The following is a 19,156-nucleotide window of genomic DNA, read 5'->3' as shown; positions in this document are numbered from 1 at the left end:
AGAAGATTTGCTTTTTGATTTACCGTCTTTTTGAAACGGCAATATATAAGGCTGGCACGATTAATAGTGTCAAAATGGTTGAGAAAAAGACACCCGATACAATGCAGATAGCCAGCGGCTTAAACAGCGGATCATTGCTTAATGCTACAGGCATAAGGGCGACGAGGGCCGTAAATGCTGTAAGTAAAATTGGCCTGATCCTTGCTCTTCCCGCTTCAATGACAGCAGTCTGTTGATCGAATCCTTGCTTACGCCGCTGCTCAATAAATTCGAACAAGACAACTGCGTTTCGAACAACGATACCAGCTAATGAGACAATTCCCATTGTTGCCATAAAGCTGAACGGCGTTTGTGTAACAAATAGTCCTATCACAGCTCCAGATATCGCTAAGTAAACCGTCCCTAGAACTAATAGTGGGAGCATCAATGAATTGAACTGGAAAGCGATGGTCACATAAATGAGCAGCAAGACAACCCCAAATAAGAGACTAATTTCAATAAAGAACTGGGATTGATCTTCATTTTCTCCGCCTTGAGAAATGGCTAAATCCTTCGCTGCATTCGTTTGTCCTACTTGATCGACAACTTCTTTCATGTCGTCTTTAAACGAGTCTGACGTTCCAGGATACGCCTTCAACGTAATAGTCGGAATTCCATTTTCATGAGGAATGCTTTCGTACTGCTCTGTTTCTCTTTCTTTTACATATCGGCTAAGCGGCTCGAGTGAAGGCATACCGCCTTCAGTTGAATTCACAGGCACTTTTATTTTGTCTAGCTTTAATCCATTTTGATGTGTACCTACATCCTGTTTGACAACTAAGTCGTTATCATTTGTTCCTTGTTTAAAGCTGCCTAATGGCATGCCTTCTGTCACAAGACCGAGCTGTCTGCTAACAAACTGAGCGCTGAGGCCATCCTCAGCCATTCGGTCACGGTTTAGTTCAAAGGAGATCGTTTTTACCGGCTGATTGACATCGTCAGTGATCAAGCTCGCTCCTTTTTCTTTCATTTCACTTGTGAGTGTTTCTTTGGCATCAATGAGCTTTGCGAAAGAGTCACCAGCAATGGTTACTGTTACAGGCGCACCAGTTGGTGGACCTTGAACAATGGTTTTCATAAAGATATCAGCATCTTTAAATTTCTTACGCAATGGCTCTGTCATACGATCGATTAATTGTTTACTCGTCATCTGATCATTGTCTACTCTCACGACAACCTGACCAGTATGATCACTTGCATTTGAGATACTTTCATTGAACAGGTTCGGTACACCACCCCCTGCAAAGATCGCCGTCTCTTCAATACCTTTCTGCTTTTTCACTTCTTGTTCTATTTTCTCTAATGTTTCATTTGTTTTGTCTAATGTTGTTTCACTCGGAAGTGTGACAGTGACTACCACTTCTTTCTTATTCGCTGCAGGGAAAAATTCAAATGGTGTGACGAAAATTAGTAAAAAGGCTAGCGTTGAAACAAGCAAACCACTTAAGCCAATAAGCAGCGGACGCTTCACAATGTTCGTCAGCACGCGGTCTGCATAAAAATCAGCTAATTTTTTTAATGGTTTGCCTAGGAATCCTGGCTCCTTTTGAATTTTCTTATTCTGTCTTTTTCGGTTCACGGTATATTGATAGACTGGCACTAGTGTCAGAGAAATGACCATAGACGCAAGTACAGTTGTTACGAGAACAGACGGTAATGCTCGTATAAATGAACCGTTTGCACCTGAAAGGAAAACAAGTGGCAAGAAAGCAAACACAACCGCAAGTGTTGAGGTCAAAATTGACCCTGCCACTTCTTTGACCCCTGCAATCGTTCCCTTCAGCGGGCTTTCATATTTTTTCATCTGCCTTAAAATATTATCGTTGACGACAATGGCATCATCGACAAGTATTCCTAGGGCAATGATAAAGCCGATAATTGAAATCTGATTGAGGTCCACTTGTAAAAATGGTAGCGGAATCGTTCCGATGGTGATTGATAATGGGATGGCAAGTGAAACGATAAACGCACCGCCAATAGTAAGACCAAGTGTGGTGACAACAATAACTGCGATGACCGCAATAATGGCTTCTTTTATCAAATCATTAAAAATGGCATCAACGTCACTTTTTTGTGAATAGTAGTTTACCCACTCGACACCTTTTGGAAGCTTTTTCTCATTTTCAATAACATCACTGACTTTGTCATACATTTTCGGGATATCAAGTCCTGGTTTGATATTGACTGTAAATGAATAGGCAGGCTTTCCGTTATACGACACAATGTCACTTTTCTCTTTTTCTACTTCTTTTAAGCTGCCAAGCTGACTAATTGTGACCGGTTCACGGTTCGTTTTGGAAAAAAGCTCAAGCTTTTTCACTTGATCCAAACGGTCGTAGGTATCGATGGACAGCTTGACCTTCTCGCCGCCTGTCCGAATGTCACCTAGTGGAGATGTGTCAAACTCCTGATTGATGGCATTTGTGACATCCGTAACATTTAACCCTTCATCCTCCAGTTTGCTTGAATCTAAGTTTAATACCGCTTGTTTGTCATTGAACCCTTTGATGACGACACTGTCTACTCCTTTGATGTCCTCCACCTTTTCCTTCAACGCACGAAGCGATTCCTGACTTTTTGCTAAGTCTGCTGATTGACTTGCCACAACCATATAAGAACCAACCGGTACGTTGCCAAACTCATCCTTTACATCTGGCTCCATCACTCCGTCAGGAAAGGACGATGCAGTACTTGTGGTTTCGTTCTTAATTTGACTTGCCACCTTTTGAAAGTCGGCTTGATCATCAATTTCAAGCACAATATTCGAAAAACCAATGGCAGAAACAGAGCTCGTTTTCTCTACACCATTGATATCAGATATGGCTGATTCGAGCTTATTGGTTACTTCACTTTCCACCTGTTTTGCATCCGCACCAGGAAACACGGTGGAAATCGTAACGATATTCGCTTGGAATTCTGGTAGTTCTCGCTTAGGAAGCTGCGTAAATAAATAGCCGCCAGCAATGAGAACAATAAAAAATAAAATAAAAACGAGCTTTCCTCTTTTTAAAAAAGCTTCAATCATTATTTCACCTACTTAAATATTTATTTTTGATGAAGTATTTTCAACTTAATCTTAATTTATCATCATGGTGAAAAAATGCAAGCTCTAATATGTAATTTTTATCTATTTCATGAACTGAATATGTTATATAAGAAATGTATAGTGGTAAACAAAAACAACCTGCTTACATGATGTAAGCAGGTTGAAAATAATAAAATTAGAATTATCGTGGCTCAACAATCAATTTGATGGCTGTTCTTTCTTCTCCATCGATAAGAATGTCAGTAAAGGCTGGAATGCATATCAAATCCACTCCGCTTGGTGCAACAAATCCCCTTGCTATGGCTACAGCCTTGACCGCCTGATTCAGCGCTCCAGCGCCGATTGCTTGTATTTCCGCTGCACCGCGTTCACGTAAAACGCCTGCTAATGCTCCTGCTACTGAATTCGGATTTGACTTTGCTGAAACTTTTAAAATTTCCATTTCTGCTCCCCCTTAAATTTACAATGGATAAGTGAGTGTTCATTAGAACAATCTTTGTTAGATGATGCTATTTTTTGAAAATCCATCCCCAAAATGTTTTTCAAAAATAGCAGGCTACCTACCATTTTTACTATATTCACGATAGAGGGCGCATATTCCTTCTTTCTGATTAATATTTTTCTGAAATAAATTTGTGAACATTTATTCAAAGAAAATATGGTCATCATTTATCAAAATTCGATCAATTTTGACAGCTTTTTTCGACTGTTCGTCAATTTCTACGATGACTGCACTTAATGTCGTAGGTCCTTCTGCAATCTCAAAACGGACGGGAAGACTTGTTTTGAATCGTTTAATAATTGTCTCCCGATCAACACCTAAAATGCCATCATAAGGTCCTGTCATTCCCACATCTGAAATATACGCAGTTCCTTTTGGCAAAACGCGGTTATCTGCTGTTTGAACATGTGTATGCGTTCCAACCACACATGATGCACGGCCGTCTGTATACCAGCCCATCGCTAGCTTTTCACTTGTGGCTTCACCATGAAAATCAATAAAAATGAACGGTGTACGTTTGGATGCTTCCGCAATTAACTCGTCTACTTTTTGAAATGGGCAGTCAAGTGGGGGTAAAAAAGTACGTCCTTGCAGGTTGATGACGGCTAATTCTTTCCCTTGTTTTTTGATAAACGTCAGACCTTTACCAGGTGTGCCTTCTGGGAAGTTCGCCGGACGAACCATGTGGGCTGCATCATCGATAAAATCAAAAATGTCTCTTTTATCCCATGTATGGTTGCCCATTGTGAGCACGTCAGCTCCTGCTTGCAGCAGCTCATGATAGATTTTTTCAGTTATTCCTTTTCCATGAGCAGCATTTTCTCCATTCACAATGGTAAAGTGAGGCTGATATTTCTTCTTTAATTTTGGCAAGTATTCTTTCAGTGTGTCTCGTCCAGGTGAACCGACAATATCTCCAACAAATAATATTTTCATGCGCTTTGAACCCTTCCTCTTATAAATTGACTTCTTATCAGTGTTGCATATTTACACAAAAAAATAAAGCGGCGCTAAGCGCACCGCTCTATTTTGCATACTCTACTGCGCGAGTTTCTCGAATGACCGTCACTTTAATGTGACCAGGGTAATCGAGCTCGTCCTCAATCCGCTTACGAATATCCCTTGCTAGACGGTGAGCTTCAAGATCATTAATTGAATCCGGCTTCACCATAATACGTACTTCACGTCCAGCTTGTATCGCAAACGATTTTTCAACACCTTCATAAGATTCAGAGATATCTTCTAATTTCTCAAGTCTCCGAATGTAATTTTCAAGCGTCTCACTTCTTGCACCAGGGCGTGCTGCAGATAATGCATCTGCTGCCGCAACAAGAACAGCAATAATAGATGTCGGTTCTTGGTCACCATGGTGAGAGGCAATACTGTTGATGACAACAGGATGCTCTTTATATTTCGTCGCAAGCTCAACGCCAATTTCTACGTGGCTTCCTTCTACTTCATGATCAATGGCTTTTCCAATGTCATGCAGAAGACCTGCTCGTTTTGCAAGCTTTGCATCTTCTCCAAGTTCTGAAGCCATGAGACCTGCAAGATGTGCAACCTCAATTGAATGCTTCAGGACATTTTGTCCATAACTTGTACGGAATTTTAAGCGACCGAGAATTTTGATAAGATCCGGATGCAGACCATGAACTCCGACTTCAAATGTCGTTTGCTCACCCATCTCACGGATATAATCATCGACTTCACGGCGTGATTTTTCCACCATTTCTTCAATTCGTGCAGGATGAATGCGGCCATCCTGGACTAGCTTGTCCAGAGCTATCCTCGCTGTTTCACGTCTAATCGGATCAAAGCCCGATAGGATAACAGCTTCAGGTGTATCATCTATGATCAAGTCAATACCTGTTAACGTTTCTAACGTACGGATATTTCGTCCTTCACGTCCGATAATACGACCTTTCATCTCATCATTTGGAAGATTGACTACAGATACCGTCGTTTCAGCTACATGATCAGCTGCACAACGCTGTAACGCAAGTGAAAGAATGTTTTTCGCCTTTTTATCAGCCTCTTCTTTCGCTCGGTTTTCAGATTCTTTCGTCATGACTGCAATGTCGTGGGAAAGCTCATTTTCAACTTGATCCAGAATGATTTGTTTCGCTTCATCTCGAGTTAAACTTGAAATACGTTCCAACTCGGCTTTCTGCAAACGAATCATATCATCCACTTTGCTTTCCATCTCTTCAATATGTTGTTGTCGTTCATTCAGAGAATGATCTCTCTTCTCCAACAGGGACTCCCGTTTATCTAAAGATTCATCTTTGCGATCAAGATTTTCCTCTTTTTGAAGTAAACGGTTTTCTTGTCTTTGAAGCTCATTACGTCTTTCACGAACTTCTTGCTCCGCCTCTACACGAAAGGAATGAATTTCATCTTTCGCTTCCAAGAGCGCTTCTTTCTTCAATGCTTCCGCATCACGCTTTGCATCCTCAACAATTTGTTCGGCCATGTTTCTTGCGCCGGATATTTTTGCTTCTGCAATGGTTTTACGAACAAAGTAGCCAACAACTAAACAGATTAGGCTCAGCAAAATGGAGATGATCGTAAACATCGTAGGCGACATATTTTCACCTCCTCTTGCTATGAACTTGGTTTTACAAATAAAGTGTCGGCATGTACATTGTTTTGTGTCTCAACATACAGGGCCTTCACAGGGAATGAGATCCTCACTGCCCTTGTCAAGTTTAAATTAGTTATCAATCATGTTAAGAAAAACAAGTGATACATTCCCATTGTAATTGTGTCGGAAATACTTGTCAAGCTAGTCAGACTGAGGCGTAAGTCGTTATTTCAAGCTAAGACAGAACTTTTGACCTGCTAGCTGTCATGTAAATGTAAAAAAAAGACGCTTTTCAGCGTCTTTAGCGTGTAGTCAAACCCTCGCATTCGGTGTCAGGTCTGTGCTCCGGTGCTCACGAATGGCAAATTCGCTCCGCTCCGATGACATCCTTCCTAGACTGCAAAGGTTTTCTATCACACTGAAAAGAAGACAAAGGGCTAAAATCAAGATCATTTTAGCCCTTTGTCAACTATCTAAGACGCTTTTCAGCGTCTTTTAGTCTTTAAATTTCCAATTCCTCTTGACCTTCTTCATCTTCAGGTGCTTTCACTCCGTTTGTATCCAAACCGTAGTGCTCTCTAATTTGTTCTTGAATCATGAGAAGAATATCTTTGTTTTCTTTAAGGAACTGTTTCGCATTTTCGCGGCCTTGTCCAAGACGTTCCTCTTGGTAAGAATACCAAGCACCGCTCTTTTGTACGATATCTAGTTCGCTTCCAAGGTCAATGATTTCGCCCTCTTTTGAGATTCCTTCACCGTACATAATATCTACTTCTGCAATACGGAATGGCGGTGCTACTTTGTTTTTCACCACTTTAATTCTCGTTTTATTCCCCATAATGTCATTTCCCTGCTTCAGCTGTTCAGCACGGCGCACTTCTAAACGAACAGATGAATAGAACTTCAGCGCACGTCCACCAGGCGTTGTTTCAGGGTTACCGAACATGACCCCAACTTTTTCACGAATTTGGTTAATAAAGATGGCAATGGTTTTTGATTTATTAATGGCACCAGATAGTTTACGAAGTGCTTGGGACATCAAACGTGCTTGTAGACCAACGTGTGAATCACCCATGTCTCCTTCAATCTCTGCTTTTGGTACAAGAGCAGCTACTGAGTCAATAACAACAATATCAACTGCACCACTGCGGACAAGCGCTTCTGCAATTTCAAGTGCTTGTTCCCCTGTGTCAGGCTGAGAAAGTAACAGCTCATCAATATTGACACCTAGTTTTTGAGCGTAAACCGGATCGAGCGCATGCTCTGCATCGATAAATGCAGCTTGTCCTCCCTGCTGCTGAACCTCAGCAATGGCATGAAGTGCTACTGTCGTTTTACCAGAACTCTCTGGACCATATACTTCAATGATACGGCCGCGAGGATATCCGCCTATTCCCAGTGCAGTATCAAGTGCTAACGAACCACTCGGTACTGTTGAAATACGTGTATCTGTTTGCTCTCCTAGTTTCATAATAGAGCCTTTACCAAACTGTTTTTCTATTTGTTTAAGAGCCATATCTAAGGCTGCTTGACGATCACTCATTCTATTGTTTCCTCCTTTATCAATTCCACTATCTATACTATACCTTGTTTTACGTCATTTGCCAAGAAAAAATCGAACACATATTCGATTTTTTCTTGGTGGATTTTTAGGAAAAGAGTGATTTCTAGTAGAAAAAACACTCTTTTCTAAAGGAGCAAACCTAACAAAAAACAAAATTAACTTTCTTTTAATAAATTGAGCAAGTGATGCAAACCATATTTCACAGCGCGTTTGCGAATGCCCGACCGGCTTCCAGTAAACATCCATTCAAACACGTCTGTATGGTCTTTCGTAGATAGCCCGATGAACACTTTTCCGACCGGCTGTCCCTCGTGGGTATCAGGGCCCGCTACACCCGTAAAGCTAATGCCAATATCACTTCCCGTGAGCTTTCTAACACCTTCAGCAAGCTCTAAAGCACACTCTTTGCTGACAGCACCATGAGAGGACAATGTTTCCTCCCGGCAGCCAAGCACCTGCTGTTTGACTTGGTTTGTATAACAAACGATACTGCCGCTTAAAATCGACGACGCACCTTCAAGATCTGTCAGCCATTCAGAAAACATTCCGCCTGTTAGGCTCTCAGCCGCTGCCACTGTTTTCCCGTGATCGCGCAAGGCCTTGGAAGCTTCGCGTACAAGTGATGTCTCACCATACCCGTAGAAGTACTCTCCTACTCGCGCTAAAATTTTCGCTTCCGTCTCTTTTAACAGACGCTCCGTTTCTTTTTCATCCTCATGCTTAGCCGTGAGCCTAAGTGTCACTTCACCGTCAGATGCAAGAGGTGCAATCGTTGGATTGGTTTGAGCATCAATTAAATCTTCTAGGTCTGTTTCAAGCTGTGATTCACCAATTCCAAAGAAGCGGAGAACAACAGACACGATTTTTTCCTTTAAACCCAGTTTCTCAGATATGAGCGGTTTTGCCTCGTTCTCAAACATCGGATGCAGTTCACTTGGCGGGCCTGGAAGAAGCATATAAAACGTATCGTTTTCTTGAATGAACATACCCGGAGCCATCCCAAACCGGTTCACGAGCACATCAGATCCTTCTAGAACGAGTGCCTGTTTCCGGTTATTCGGTGACATGTCTCGTCCAGTCTTTCGAAAGTATTCTTGAATGGATTCAAATGCTTCTTCATTTAGCACAAGCTCTTTTCCGAGCGTGCTCGCAATGGTTTCTTTTGTTAAATCATCTTTTGTTGGTCCAAGACCACCTGAGAAGATAATAAAATTCGATCTTTCCTGCGCCACTTGAATGGCTCTTTTTAAACGCTCTGGATTGTCACCAACTGCTGTATGGTAATAAACATTCACACCAATTTCAGCTAGCTGTTTGCTGATGAATTGTGCATTCGTATTCGTAATTTGCCCTAGCAAAAGTTCGGAACCGACTGCAATAATTTCTGCTTTTCTCTCTGACTTCAAAGCGTACACGTCCTTTTTAGTTAGAATTCTTTAAAGCTTCCCAGTTTTTCACAAAGTAATCCCAGCCTGACACAACAGTGAAGAACACTGCTACCCACATCGCAAGGTCACCAAACGGGAATGATACAAGTTCAAACGGCAGGTTATGCAAGAGAAGGGCTGAAATCGCAATGATTTGCGCCCATGTTTTCACTTTTCCAAGCATATTAGCTGCTACCACTTCACCGCCTCCGGCTAGTACAAGCCTTAGACCAGTTACAGCAAATTCACGGCTAATGATCACAATCGCCATCCATGCCGGCGTGAGGTTGTACTGAACAAGTATAATTAAAGCAGCTGAAACAAGCAATTTATCTGCAAGCGGATCTAAAAATTTACCAAAATTCGTCACTAAGTTCAGTTTACGCGCATAGTACCCATCAATCCAGTCCGTTGTCGAAGCAACAATAAACAGGATTGCGCCAACAAGATGCGTCACTTCGATGCTGACGTGACCAAAACGAGCAACTCCCCAATCTAAGGGTGCAAGCATAATAATCATAAAAACAGGGATCAAGGCGATCCTAGAAAGAGTTATTTTATTCGGTAAGTTAAACATGAATTTCAATCCTCCAATAAGCCATTTTTTATGTATATATAATAGTAGGAACAAAAGAAAAGTCATCTACTTGCTTAAGATGACTTTTCCTTTCCTTTATTCACAATCACAATGTTTTGTGTCATGGTGTTCTTAGGGTCTAATTCGTACTTAAGCGTCTCGTCATTCACCTTGATTTCAATTCCAGTCGCATTGCCTAGACGGATATCGACCTGAGAGAGCTCAGACAAGTCTGTTTTAAACGATTCGCCATCTTTTAGTTCACCCATTTTTAGCACTTTTCCAGACTCGTCTCTGACGCGCAGCCATGAAGCTTTTGTAGCAGAAATGGTTAACTCCATCTCTTCTGTGCCTGACGCTTCATACGTTGTCGTTGAGCCTTCTGTATTTGCTGCCTTCAAAGAGATCGTTTCATCGTCTTTAGATGAATCCTTTGATGAGTCATCTTTTTTAGATGATTTTTCTTGATCATCTGACGAAGCTTTTTCTTTTTTCTTTTGATCCTTTGCAAGAGATGAATCCTCAGATACTTCATACTTAGATTCTGACTGCTGAGGAGCCGTCTGGTTGTTCTTCTGTCCGCTATCATGATTAACTGCCTGCACGATGACATAAATGATCGCGATGACCACAAGGACGCCTCCAATAATCAAGATGGTAGGCAGCAGCTCAAGCACCTTCGAGGCAGGCTTTGGCAGCTCTCTTTGCGGCTTAATATTTGATAATTTATCAGATACTTCATCGTTATACGTGCTCGGTACATCTTTACGAAATTCTTCGAACAATTGTTCAGGATTTAGTCCAACGGCTTCGGCATATTGTTTAATAAACGCTCTGACGTAAAATTTACCTGGAATAATATCATAGTTTCCTTGTTCGATTGCTAGCAAGTAGCGCTTTTGGATTTTGGTCACCGTCTGAAGATCCTCCAGCGACATCCCTTTTTCCTCTCTGGCCTCAATGAGCCGTTTTCCCAATTCAGTCAAAACAAACACCTACCATTACCATATTAAAAATCGAAGCCAGAAAAACCAGAATGATCAAACACTTGTGGTTCTTCAGCGTGCTCATATGTAATCTCTTCATCTGCACTATTACGCAATTCAATAATATAGTCGAAATCATCCATTGTATATTCTGAATTTTGAATAAAGATGTCTGGATGCTCTACTACTTTCGTTGCCGGCAGTCTCATAATTTCTCTTAAAAGCTGCAAGTGCTTCTCAGAACCTCTTCGCGTCGACACAATCCCATCAATAATAAAAACGTTATCTGGGCTATATTCATCCGCAATCAGTTGACTTCGGATCGTCTGTTTCAAAAGAGTGGATGATACAAAAAGCCATCTTTTGCTGGCACATACACTTGAGGCCACAATTGATTCTGTTTTTCCGACACGCGGCATCCCGCGAATCCCAATCAATTTATGTCCTTCTTTTTTAAATAGCTCAGCCATAAAATCAACAAGAAGACCAAGCTCGTCCCTTTCAAATCGGAACGTCTTTTTGTCATCTGCATCACGCTGAATATATCTGCCGTGACGAACCGCTAAGCGGTCACGAAGTTTTGGCTGTCTTAATTTCGTTACTTTTATCGTTTCCATTGTATTTAAAATTGATTCAAGGCGCTTAATTTGGTCTGTGTGGTCACAGCGCAGAAGCATTCCGCGTCTTGATACATCAACACCATTAATTGTCACAATATTAATTGAAAGCATCCCCATCAGAGATGAAATGTCTCCTAATAGTCCGGGACGGTTTACCTGTATCTCATATTCAAAATACCATTCGAGCTTTGCCAAATGATATTACCCCCTTCATTGTGGCAAATTTTTACCTTCCTATATCATAAAGCATTTTCACATTTTTAGAAAGCACAATGTTGTGAAACAGTTAAAATAAAAAGAGAGGCACAAACGACCCCTCTTTTTCTTTAGTGCGAGCTATTATTTTCAACCAGTTTGACCATCATATTGGCAATTGCGCGCTGCTCATCTTCTGATGCGACGCTCCAAAGGTCAGCAAGTACTCTTTCTTGCTCGTTTTTTGCTTCAACTTCGTTAGCTAAATATCCGCCAATTTCATACGCAAGGTTATTGATGGTATCATCTTTTAAACCTTTATCCTGCGCATGATTTAAACGGTCACCTAAAAAGTTTTTCCAATGGTCCCAGTTCTCAAGTACTGACATGTCGATTCCTCCATTCGAAAAGATGAATTACAGCCATAGCTTTTGTCATGGAGTGACGAATTATACACGTTTTTTAACAGTACCAGCCACCATTAACGGATAAAATTTGACCTGTCATATAACTTGACTGCTTTGAGGCGAGAAACCAAATGACATCGGCAATCTCCTCAGGTGATGCAAGCCGGCCAAGCGGGATTTCTTCCTCCAGCATGTCAATATCTTCTTGTGTGAAGCTTTTCATCATATCTGTATGGACAGCACCTGGTGAAACAGCATTTGCTCTAATTCCACTTGGGGCAAGCTCTTTTGCCAGACCTTTAATAAACGCATTTTGCGCACCCTTCACCATGCTATATAGCACTTCACATGATGCCCCTGTTTCTCCCCATATCGAGCTTACCGCAACAATATGACCTGCTTTTTTTTGAATCATGGCTGGCAATAGCTGTTGGGTAAGTTCATATGGACTTGTGACATGAAGCTGAACCATACTGGCTAATACGTCTTTTTCTGTATCTGTTACTAATCCGACATGACTCTTACCGCTATTTAATACAAGAATATCTGGAGATATAGATAGACGGCTGACGAGCTTATCAGCTCCGCCTATTTTTGCTAAATCTGCTTGAACGACATGCGTCTGAATATGATACGTTTCTTCCAGCTCAGCGGCAAGCTTGACGGCTGCCTGTTCATTTTTGTGATAATGGAGTATCATGTGGCAGCCTTCCTGGGCAAGCCTTTTGGCTGCAGCCTGCCCGATCCCGCCACTGGCACCTGTTATCAGCGCCCAACGACTCATCACATGGATTCCTACTTTCTATTTAAAATATCTATTCTTTCCGTTTAAATGGGAACCAGTTCGCTGATCCGAACAATTTCACCATGACAGGTACGAACAATGGTAGCACAACGAGTGCGTATAGCAAAAGTCCTGTGAGAACGAGTGTTGCAATCTGTAAGAGAGACAGCACTCCTGAAGGAAGCATGGCTGCAAATGTTCCTGCCAAAATAACAGCAGCAGACATAATGACAGAGCCCATATTCTTCATTGATTCGGTCATCGCAAACTGAATGTCTTTTGTTTTGTATTCATTGAACCTCTCCATTAAGAAAATCGAATAGTCGACTCCGAGCGCCATTAATATGACAAAGCCAAAGAATGGAACCGCCCAGTTAATGCCCGGATAACCGAAGAAATGAGTGAAGATAAATTCTGTCATTCCGATAGCTGTAAAGTAGGTCAAAATAAGTGAACCTACCAAGTACAGTGGCATCACAAGCGAACGGAACAGGATCACAAGAATGAGAAAAATACCGATCATCATGTAAAGAACCGTCTTATTGAAATCTTGGTCTGAAAGCTGTTTTAAATCAGCATTCATACTTGATACACCTGAAACACCAAATGATGCATCTTTTAAATTTGTTTCAGGAAGTGCCCGCTCGACAGATGCTTCTACTTGTTTGATCGTCGACAAGGCTTCATTACCATATGGATTTTTTTCTAAAATGACATCAATCTTTGTCATCTTGCGGTCATCCGACATGTATGAATCAAATACTTGCTTGAATGCTTTATTTTTCAGTACATCTTTTGGGATAAACCAGCCGGCCATGTCTTGATCTGGAGCATTTTTCAGTTCGTCTAAGTAGTCACCTGCACCCATTAATCCGCTTGAAATTTTCTCCAAGCCATCGACGCTCTTGTTCAGCCCATCAGTTAGTTTGGTCAGATTATCACCAAAGCCGCCAATCTTTTCTTTCATTTGTTTTTGACCATCAATGACTTGCCCTGCACCATTTGCAAGCTTTGGCATATTATCAGCTATTTGCCCCTGGCCTTTCGACGTTTTATTCAATCCAGTTTCAATTGCATCTAAGCCAGCAATGAGCTCATCGATTTGATTCGTTAAGACTTTTTGCTGCTCTTTCGCTTTTGCGATAAAGGCATCCGCTGCTTCAAGCTGTTTTCTAGCTTCTTTCGCTTGTTTGGCATAGCTGTCTGCCTGTTTTGCACCTTCTTGCAAGGTCGTAGAAAGTTCATTATAGGAAGCTTTGATGGCTTGATACGATTGATTTTCTTTCACCTGCGGAATTTGTTTTTCAAGTGTACTAAATTGTTGATTTGCTTGTGTGATTAATGCTTTTACATCCGCTGCAGCAGAAGATGACGTATTCACCTTCGCTAATGCTGCCTTTAATTCTTTGGAAATGCTTTTATATAGCGACACTTGTTGATTCACTTGTGCGACTTGAGCTGTTAATTCCTTTTTCGCACCTTTAATTTTCTCTTTAATCTGTGCAACACCGTTTTTGTTTTGATCGATTCCGCTTTGCAGTTCTCTTAACGATTTTTCGATGTTTTGAATGCCTGTTTTCACTGATTCTGTCCCAGAAATCAATTTGTTAATGCCTTTTCCAGATGATTTGATTTGCGGCGTTTGATCCTCAATGGATTGACTCATTGTCGTCAGTGCATCTTGGATTTTTTTCACGCCTTCATTACTTTTATCAAGTCCGGTATTCAGTTCTTTTGCTTGAGATTTCACGTATAGATCACTCAGCCCTTTACCGACAGGACGTGTCGCACTTCTTACTTTACTTACGCCATCTGTTTGTTCAATTGCACGGCTGAGTTTTTCAACAGCAATCAGTCCTTTATTGTTGTCTAACAGATCAGCTGATTTCACAACAATCGTTGCAGGTAGAGCTTCTCCTGGTCCAAATTTGTCGGAAATTGTATTGAATGCATTGACTGATTCATATTTATTACCAATTTCATCCAAACTGTTATAAGAAAGCGTTCCTTTATACATAAGAATGGGCGGAAGCGTAATGATTCCTACGATTAATAAACTAAAAAGTGGTTTTTTAAATGAAAAGCGACCTGCTGTTTCCCACATTTTTGACTGCGGGTGAGCAATATCACCTTTAATCGGCCAAAATAACACTTTTCCTAAAACCGCCATAAAGAAAGGAACAATTGTGAGAAGCGCCACAATCAGCACAGCAACACCAACTGCTACTGCAACAGCTGATTTATAGAGCTGGAATTGCGCCAAGCCAATACATGTAAAACCGATGAGCACAGCGATCCCGCTGAATAAAACAGTCTTTCCTGCTGTTTTATACGTAATGAGAATCGCCTCAATTTTATCTTTACCGTGTGCGATCTCTTCTTTAAAGCGGCTGAGAAGCAGAATGCAGTAGTCCGTTCCTATACCAAACATGATCGCGACCATGAAGATTTGGGTAAAGGTTGAGAGCGGGAAATCGAGATATTTAACTAAATAAGCCACGATGGATTGACTCACCAAGTAAGATAGAGCTACTGCGACTAACGGAACGAAAGGTGCCACAGCTGATCTAAAGACAAGGACTAGGACGATGAGAATAAACCCAATCGTAATGAACTCTGTTTTCTTTAGACCCTCTTGTGAGCTTGTGATCACATCATCATCAATTAACGGCTGCCCTGTCATTTCATATGTCAGATTTAAACTCTTCAGTTTTTCATTGACTTTTTCTTTAAAAACGGAAGCTTTGATTTTGTTTGAGTCATATGTAACTGGAACAAGAAGCGTCGTTCGATCTTTAGAGAGCATCTGTTTTTTAATATCTTTATTGGCGTCAAAATACGAAGTGATGTCCTCGACATGTAGATCTTGATCCTTTTCTAAAATCTCCATTGCTTTTTTTAAAGATGTTTCTCTTTCTTTGACGATGTTCTTTTCTTGAAAGACAATGACAATTGATTTTTCTGTATCACCGTTTTCAGACATTTTCTTTAATAACTGATTTGCATATGAGGACGGATAGCCGTCTGGTACTGAAATTTGTCCTTTTTCTTTTGTTAATTGCGCCATATTAGGAGCGGTGATGAGTAACACTGCCGCTAATACGACCCATAAAATCGTGATCAGCCATCTACCCTTTATGATTGCTCTCATTAGTACTTTGTGCCTCCTCTTCGATGATTACTTGATAAATCTTTTCATATGTTTGAATAAATGATTCCATTTCTTTTTCTTCCAGCTTTTCAAAATAAGATCGAACTAAATCCTGAAGCTGCTTTTCCATTCGGCTGACCACATCTTTGCCCTCTGGCGTAACGTACAGGTGAACATTTCTTCGATCGGCTTGATCATGCTCGCGGAAAATATAGTTTTTTGTAAAAAGACGATTGGTCATGGAAGTTACCGCACTTTTGTTCACATTGCATACATTTGCAAGGTCAGTTGACGTACATCCAGGATGTAAATTGATGTATCGAAGTGAGTAATACTGATCAAGTGTCAGCTCTTTATCAAGCTTTTCCGTGATCATACTCGATACCTTTTTTTCCATCATGAGATAGACGTCTGCATATCTCTGAATGAGCTGTGCAATTTTATTTTGTTCCATATGTTGCTCCTTTTAGTTTAAGTGTTTAACTATTAAAGAGTTTAACTAATGAACAAAATGATTGTCAATGAAAATCCTCACAAATCACAGGCTTTTATCCATTAGACATAAAAAAGACAAACTCATTAAATCTGAGTTTGCCTTTTTTCATTATTTTGTTTTCGGAACGACTTTGAAAACAGACATCCGTTCTTCGTCAATTTCTTCCTCTAAAATGTGCTGAATGTCAGTTAATTGGATCTGTTCCAGCATGGTCACGACATCAAATAAGCTCATGTCTAAAAATGCATATCGAGTGAATTGGTTCGCAATGTATTCAGGAGAATTCATGGCTTTTAAAAAGCTGCCGATTTTCTTCTTGCGCGCGAGCTCGATTTTCTCTTCTGAGATCAAGTTCTTTGCTTGAAGAAGGGTTTCTTTTAATACTTTCGCCAATTGATCAGGATCATTTGTGTCTCCACCAACTGACGTGAAGCCGAAGCCGCCTTCTTCTGTATAATCGTAGCTGAAGGTCTCATCAATTAAACCTTTTTCATACATTTGTTCATATTGTAAGGAGCTTTTACCAAACAACGTCTCTAAAATGAGATTCATACCGAGTTCATGTTTTAGCAGATCATTTCCTTTTTTATGAGGATTCTTTGTTTTTAATCCAAACATACATTTCGAGCCTTGTACGTTCATTGGAAGTTCGTACTCTTTTCGGTACACACCTTCAGGCTCATTGATGTCTTTTCGTTTAATCTCTGGCTGATCTGTAAATGGCTTTTTCGCCTGATTTGCTCGAACTTGATCTAATATTTGCTGCGGATCAACGGGACCGACAACAAATAAAAGCATATTGCTTGGATGATAGAACGTTTCATAGCATTCGTACAAATGATCTTTTGTAATCGGAGCAATGCTTTCTACAGTTCCAGCTATATCAATTCTTACAGGGTGCTCTTGATATAGATTTTCTATCAGACCGAAAAATAAACGCCAGTCCGGATTGTCATCATACATGTTAATCTCTTGACCAATGATGCCCTTTTCTTTTTCGACCGTTTTTTCAGTAAAATAAGGCTCTTGAACAAAATCAATGAGTGTCTCAAGGTTTTGTTCGACATTTGAGGTGCTTGAGAATAAGTAAGCTGTTCTCGTAAATGTCGTAAAAGCATTTGCGGATGCCCCTTGTTTACTAAATGTATGGAATACGTCTCCATCTTCTTTTTCAAACAGTTTATGCTCTAAGAAATGGGCAATTCCGTCAGGCACTCGAATCATGTCTTCTTTACCAAGCGGCACAAATTCGTTATCGACAGAGCCATATTTGGTTGTAAAAGTTGCATAGGTTTTGTTAAACCCTTGCTTTGGGAGCACATAGACGTCAAGTCCGCTCTCCATTTTTTCGTGATAGACCGTTTCTTGCAGCTGATCGAATTGAATTGTTTTCACTGTCATGAAGCACCCTCCGTTCCTTTAAGAAAATAGGTCGTATCCCATTCGATTTTCTGACCCACTTTGATGATGTCCTCTTTTGTCACTCGATCAAGTGCTTGTAAAAAGGAATCAAGCGTTTCTCCTGTTGGCACAACGGCATGCTGATACAGGTATTCTGCTGTCCCATAAGATGTATCGATCGTTTCAAGAAGCTGATTTTTGACGACAGCTTTTGTTTGGTCAATCGCTTCATCTGAAAAATCACCTTTTTGCATCGCTTCAAATTGTTCTTTAATGATGTCTACTGCCTGCTGATAGTTGCCGACTTCAATCCCTGACATGACCATCATCAAGCCTTTAAAGCTCTCAAGTCTAGACACAGCATAATACGCAAGACTTGCTTTTTCCCGAACATTGATGAATAGCTTCGAGTGCGAGAACCCGCCGAATATGCCATTAAACAAATGCAAAGCCGGATAATCGTCATCTGCAATCGTCGTATGCGTGCGAAAGCCGATATTCAGCTTCCCTTGCTTCACGTCTTCTTCATCGATGACTTCTTTTGCTTCTCTTTGCGTTCTTGCTGATTCAGCGTGTTGTTTGACCGGTTCTCTATCACTTGTTTTGAAGTATTGAGAGACCATCCGGCTGATGTCTTGTTCGTCTACATCTCCCACAACATAAAGATCAAGCTGATTTGTTTGAAGCGCATGCTGATATGCTTCAAACAGCGAATGAGCGGTGATCGTTTCGATATCTGACATTTCTCCATTGACGTGCAGTGCATACGGTTCACCTTTGCACATTTCCTGCACAAGCCTTAAGTTTGAGTAACGCATTTTATCATCATACACTGCTTGAATCCGCTGTTTTAAAGTGCGTTTTTCTTGATCTACATATAATTGACTGAACGCTCCATCTTCAACATACGGATGGAATAGTAGATCAGATAGTAAGGCAATTCCTTTTTCTAGTAAAGGGGTTTGATCCTTTAAATATTTTTCATTTGCCATTTCCAGGCGGAAGGTAATGATGTGATTCTCCCCTTTTTTCGCCATGTCTGCTGAAACAGTCGCACCATAAAGCTCATCAAAATAAGCACGCAATTCTCCTGTTTTCGGCATTTTCTCTGTTCCTCTTAACAGCACATGCGGGAAAAGTGAACGCATGGTGACATCATCTTTCGATAGAGGCGCGAGCATTTTAAAAAGGATTGTGACCGTTTTAAATTTTTCTGTTTTGACAATATGAGTATGAAGACCAGGTGTGTCTAGTGTCTTCTCTTGTAAGTACGTCATGAGAAACCTCCTTTGTTCATCCTATTTATTATGTATTAGAACATAGCTGATATATACGTAAAACAGCCATTTAATAGACATTATATCAATCAGAGGAAAG

The 19,156-nt window shown here is 40.7% G+C and carries 15 protein-coding genes; all 15 read right to left on the bottom strand.

From position 1 onward, the window contains the following. Positions 1-19: 19 nt before the first annotated feature. Complete coding sequence (locus MKX52_RS08095) at positions 20-3,064, bottom strand: efflux RND transporter permease subunit (RefSeq protein WP_342491766.1); 3,045 nt, start codon at positions 3,062-3,064, stop codon at positions 20-22. Positions 3,065-3,266: 202 nt separating this feature from the next. Next, entirely contained in the window at positions 3,267-3,527 is a 261-nt protein-coding gene (spoVS, locus tag MKX52_RS08090; protein ID WP_003211281.1) for a stage V sporulation protein SpoVS, read from the bottom strand. A 201-nt stretch (positions 3,528-3,728) separates the two neighbouring features. Then, positions 3,729-4,523, bottom strand: a complete 795-nt coding sequence (locus tag MKX52_RS08085) for a TIGR00282 family metallophosphoesterase (RefSeq protein ID WP_012010021.1) — start codon at positions 4,521-4,523, stop codon at positions 3,729-3,731. Positions 4,524-4,611: 88 nt separating this feature from the next. Next, positions 4,612-6,174, bottom strand: coding sequence for a ribonuclease Y (gene rny / locus MKX52_RS08080; RefSeq protein ID WP_003211958.1), 1,563 nt, complete (start codon positions 6,172-6,174; stop codon positions 4,612-4,614). Between the two features lie 499 nt (positions 6,175-6,673). Then, entirely contained in the window at positions 6,674-7,714 is a 1,041-nt protein-coding gene (gene recA, locus MKX52_RS08075; RefSeq protein ID WP_144503276.1) for a recombinase RecA, read from the bottom strand. Between the two features lie 176 nt (positions 7,715-7,890). After that, positions 7,891-9,141 (bottom strand): competence/damage-inducible protein A, encoded by a 1,251-nt coding sequence (locus MKX52_RS08070; RefSeq protein WP_012010019.1) that lies wholly within the window; start codon positions 9,139-9,141, stop codon positions 7,891-7,893. Positions 9,142-9,157: 16 nt separating this feature from the next. Further along, positions 9,158-9,739 carry a CDP-diacylglycerol--glycerol-3-phosphate 3-phosphatidyltransferase gene (pgsA, locus tag MKX52_RS08065; RefSeq protein WP_012010018.1) on the bottom strand — a complete coding sequence of 194 codons (582 nt, stop codon included), beginning with the start codon at positions 9,737-9,739 and terminating at the stop codon, positions 9,158-9,160. Between the two features lie 74 nt (positions 9,740-9,813). Then, positions 9,814-10,725 carry a helix-turn-helix domain-containing protein gene (locus tag MKX52_RS08060; RefSeq protein WP_285855756.1) on the bottom strand — a complete coding sequence of 304 codons (912 nt, stop codon included), beginning with the start codon at positions 10,723-10,725 and terminating at the stop codon, positions 9,814-9,816. A gap of 23 nt (positions 10,726-10,748) precedes the next feature. Further along, complete coding sequence (locus MKX52_RS08055; protein ID WP_003211480.1) at positions 10,749-11,540, bottom strand: DUF3388 domain-containing protein; 792 nt, start codon at positions 11,538-11,540, stop codon at positions 10,749-10,751. Between the two features lie 131 nt (positions 11,541-11,671). Next, on the bottom strand, positions 11,672-11,929 hold the full coding sequence (locus MKX52_RS08050; protein WP_003211590.1) for a DUF3243 domain-containing protein: 258 nt from the start codon (positions 11,927-11,929) through the stop codon (positions 11,672-11,674). A gap of 73 nt (positions 11,930-12,002) precedes the next feature. After that, entirely contained in the window at positions 12,003-12,731 is a 729-nt protein-coding gene (locus MKX52_RS08045; protein ID WP_342491765.1) for an SDR family oxidoreductase, read from the bottom strand. 31 nt (positions 12,732-12,762) lie between these two features. Continuing rightward, a complete protein-coding gene (locus MKX52_RS08040; protein ID WP_342491764.1) occupies positions 12,763-15,882 on the bottom strand; it encodes an MMPL family transporter in 3,120 nt (1,039 codons plus the stop codon). Then, positions 15,860-16,336: a MarR family transcriptional regulator gene (locus MKX52_RS08035; protein WP_044330511.1), complete on the bottom strand. Its 477-nt coding sequence runs from the start codon at positions 16,334-16,336 to the stop codon at positions 15,860-15,862. The genes MKX52_RS08040 and MKX52_RS08035 overlap by 23 nt, the downstream gene beginning before the upstream one ends. Positions 16,337-16,486: 150 nt before the next feature. Continuing rightward, positions 16,487-17,779, bottom strand: coding sequence for a pitrilysin family protein (locus tag MKX52_RS08030; protein WP_119124859.1), 1,293 nt, complete (start codon positions 17,777-17,779; stop codon positions 16,487-16,489). Then, positions 17,776-19,056: a pitrilysin family protein gene (locus MKX52_RS08025; protein ID WP_342491763.1), complete on the bottom strand. Its 1,281-nt coding sequence runs from the start codon at positions 19,054-19,056 to the stop codon at positions 17,776-17,778. The genes MKX52_RS08030 and MKX52_RS08025 overlap by 4 nt, the downstream gene beginning before the upstream one ends. Positions 19,057-19,156: the final 100 nt, after the last annotated feature.

This window comes from Bacillus sp. FSL R5-0422 (genome assembly GCF_038610765.1).
Classification (GTDB): domain Bacteria; phylum Bacillota; class Bacilli; order Bacillales; family Bacillaceae; genus Bacillus; species Bacillus pumilus_O.
The sequence above is the reverse complement of the archived record's forward strand: the minus strand, read 5'-3'. Positions and strand labels throughout refer to the sequence as shown.

Excerpts from the sequence above, each read along its gene's own strand:
- recA (WP_144503276.1), bottom strand. The coding sequence starts at position 7,714 with ATGAGTGATCGTCAAGCAGCCTTAGATATGGCTCTTAAACAAATAGAA.
- rny (WP_003211958.1), bottom strand. The coding sequence starts at position 6,174 with ATGTCGCCTACGATGTTTACGATCATCTCCATTTTGCTGAGCCTAATC.
- spoVS (WP_003211281.1), bottom strand. The coding sequence starts at position 3,527 with ATGGAAATTTTAAAAGTTTCAGCAAAGTCAAATCCGAATTCAGTAGCA.
- MKX52_RS08095 (WP_342491766.1), bottom strand. The coding sequence starts at position 3,064 with ATGATTGAAGCTTTTTTAAAAAGAGGAAAGCTCGTTTTTATTTTATTT.
- MKX52_RS08050 (WP_003211590.1), bottom strand. The coding sequence starts at position 11,929 with ATGTCAGTACTTGAGAACTGGGACCATTGGAAAAACTTTTTAGGTGAC.
- MKX52_RS08035 (WP_044330511.1), bottom strand. The coding sequence starts at position 16,336 with ATGGAACAAAATAAAATTGCACAGCTCATTCAGAGATATGCAGACGTC.
- pgsA (WP_012010018.1), bottom strand. The coding sequence starts at position 9,739 with ATGTTTAACTTACCGAATAAAATAACTCTTTCTAGGATCGCCTTGATC.
- MKX52_RS08040 (WP_342491764.1), bottom strand. The coding sequence starts at position 15,882 with ATGAGAGCAATCATAAAGGGTAGATGGCTGATCACGATTTTATGGGTC.
- MKX52_RS08025 (WP_342491763.1), bottom strand. The coding sequence starts at position 19,056 with ATGACGTACTTACAAGAGAAGACACTAGACACACCTGGTCTTCATACT.
- MKX52_RS08085 (WP_012010021.1), bottom strand. The coding sequence starts at position 4,523 with ATGAAAATATTATTTGTTGGAGATATTGTCGGTTCACCTGGACGAGAC.
- MKX52_RS08045 (WP_342491765.1), bottom strand. The coding sequence starts at position 12,731 with ATGAGTCGTTGGGCGCTGATAACAGGTGCCAGTGGCGGGATCGGGCAG.
- MKX52_RS08030 (WP_119124859.1), bottom strand. The coding sequence starts at position 17,779 with ATGACAGTGAAAACAATTCAATTCGATCAGCTGCAAGAAACGGTCTAT.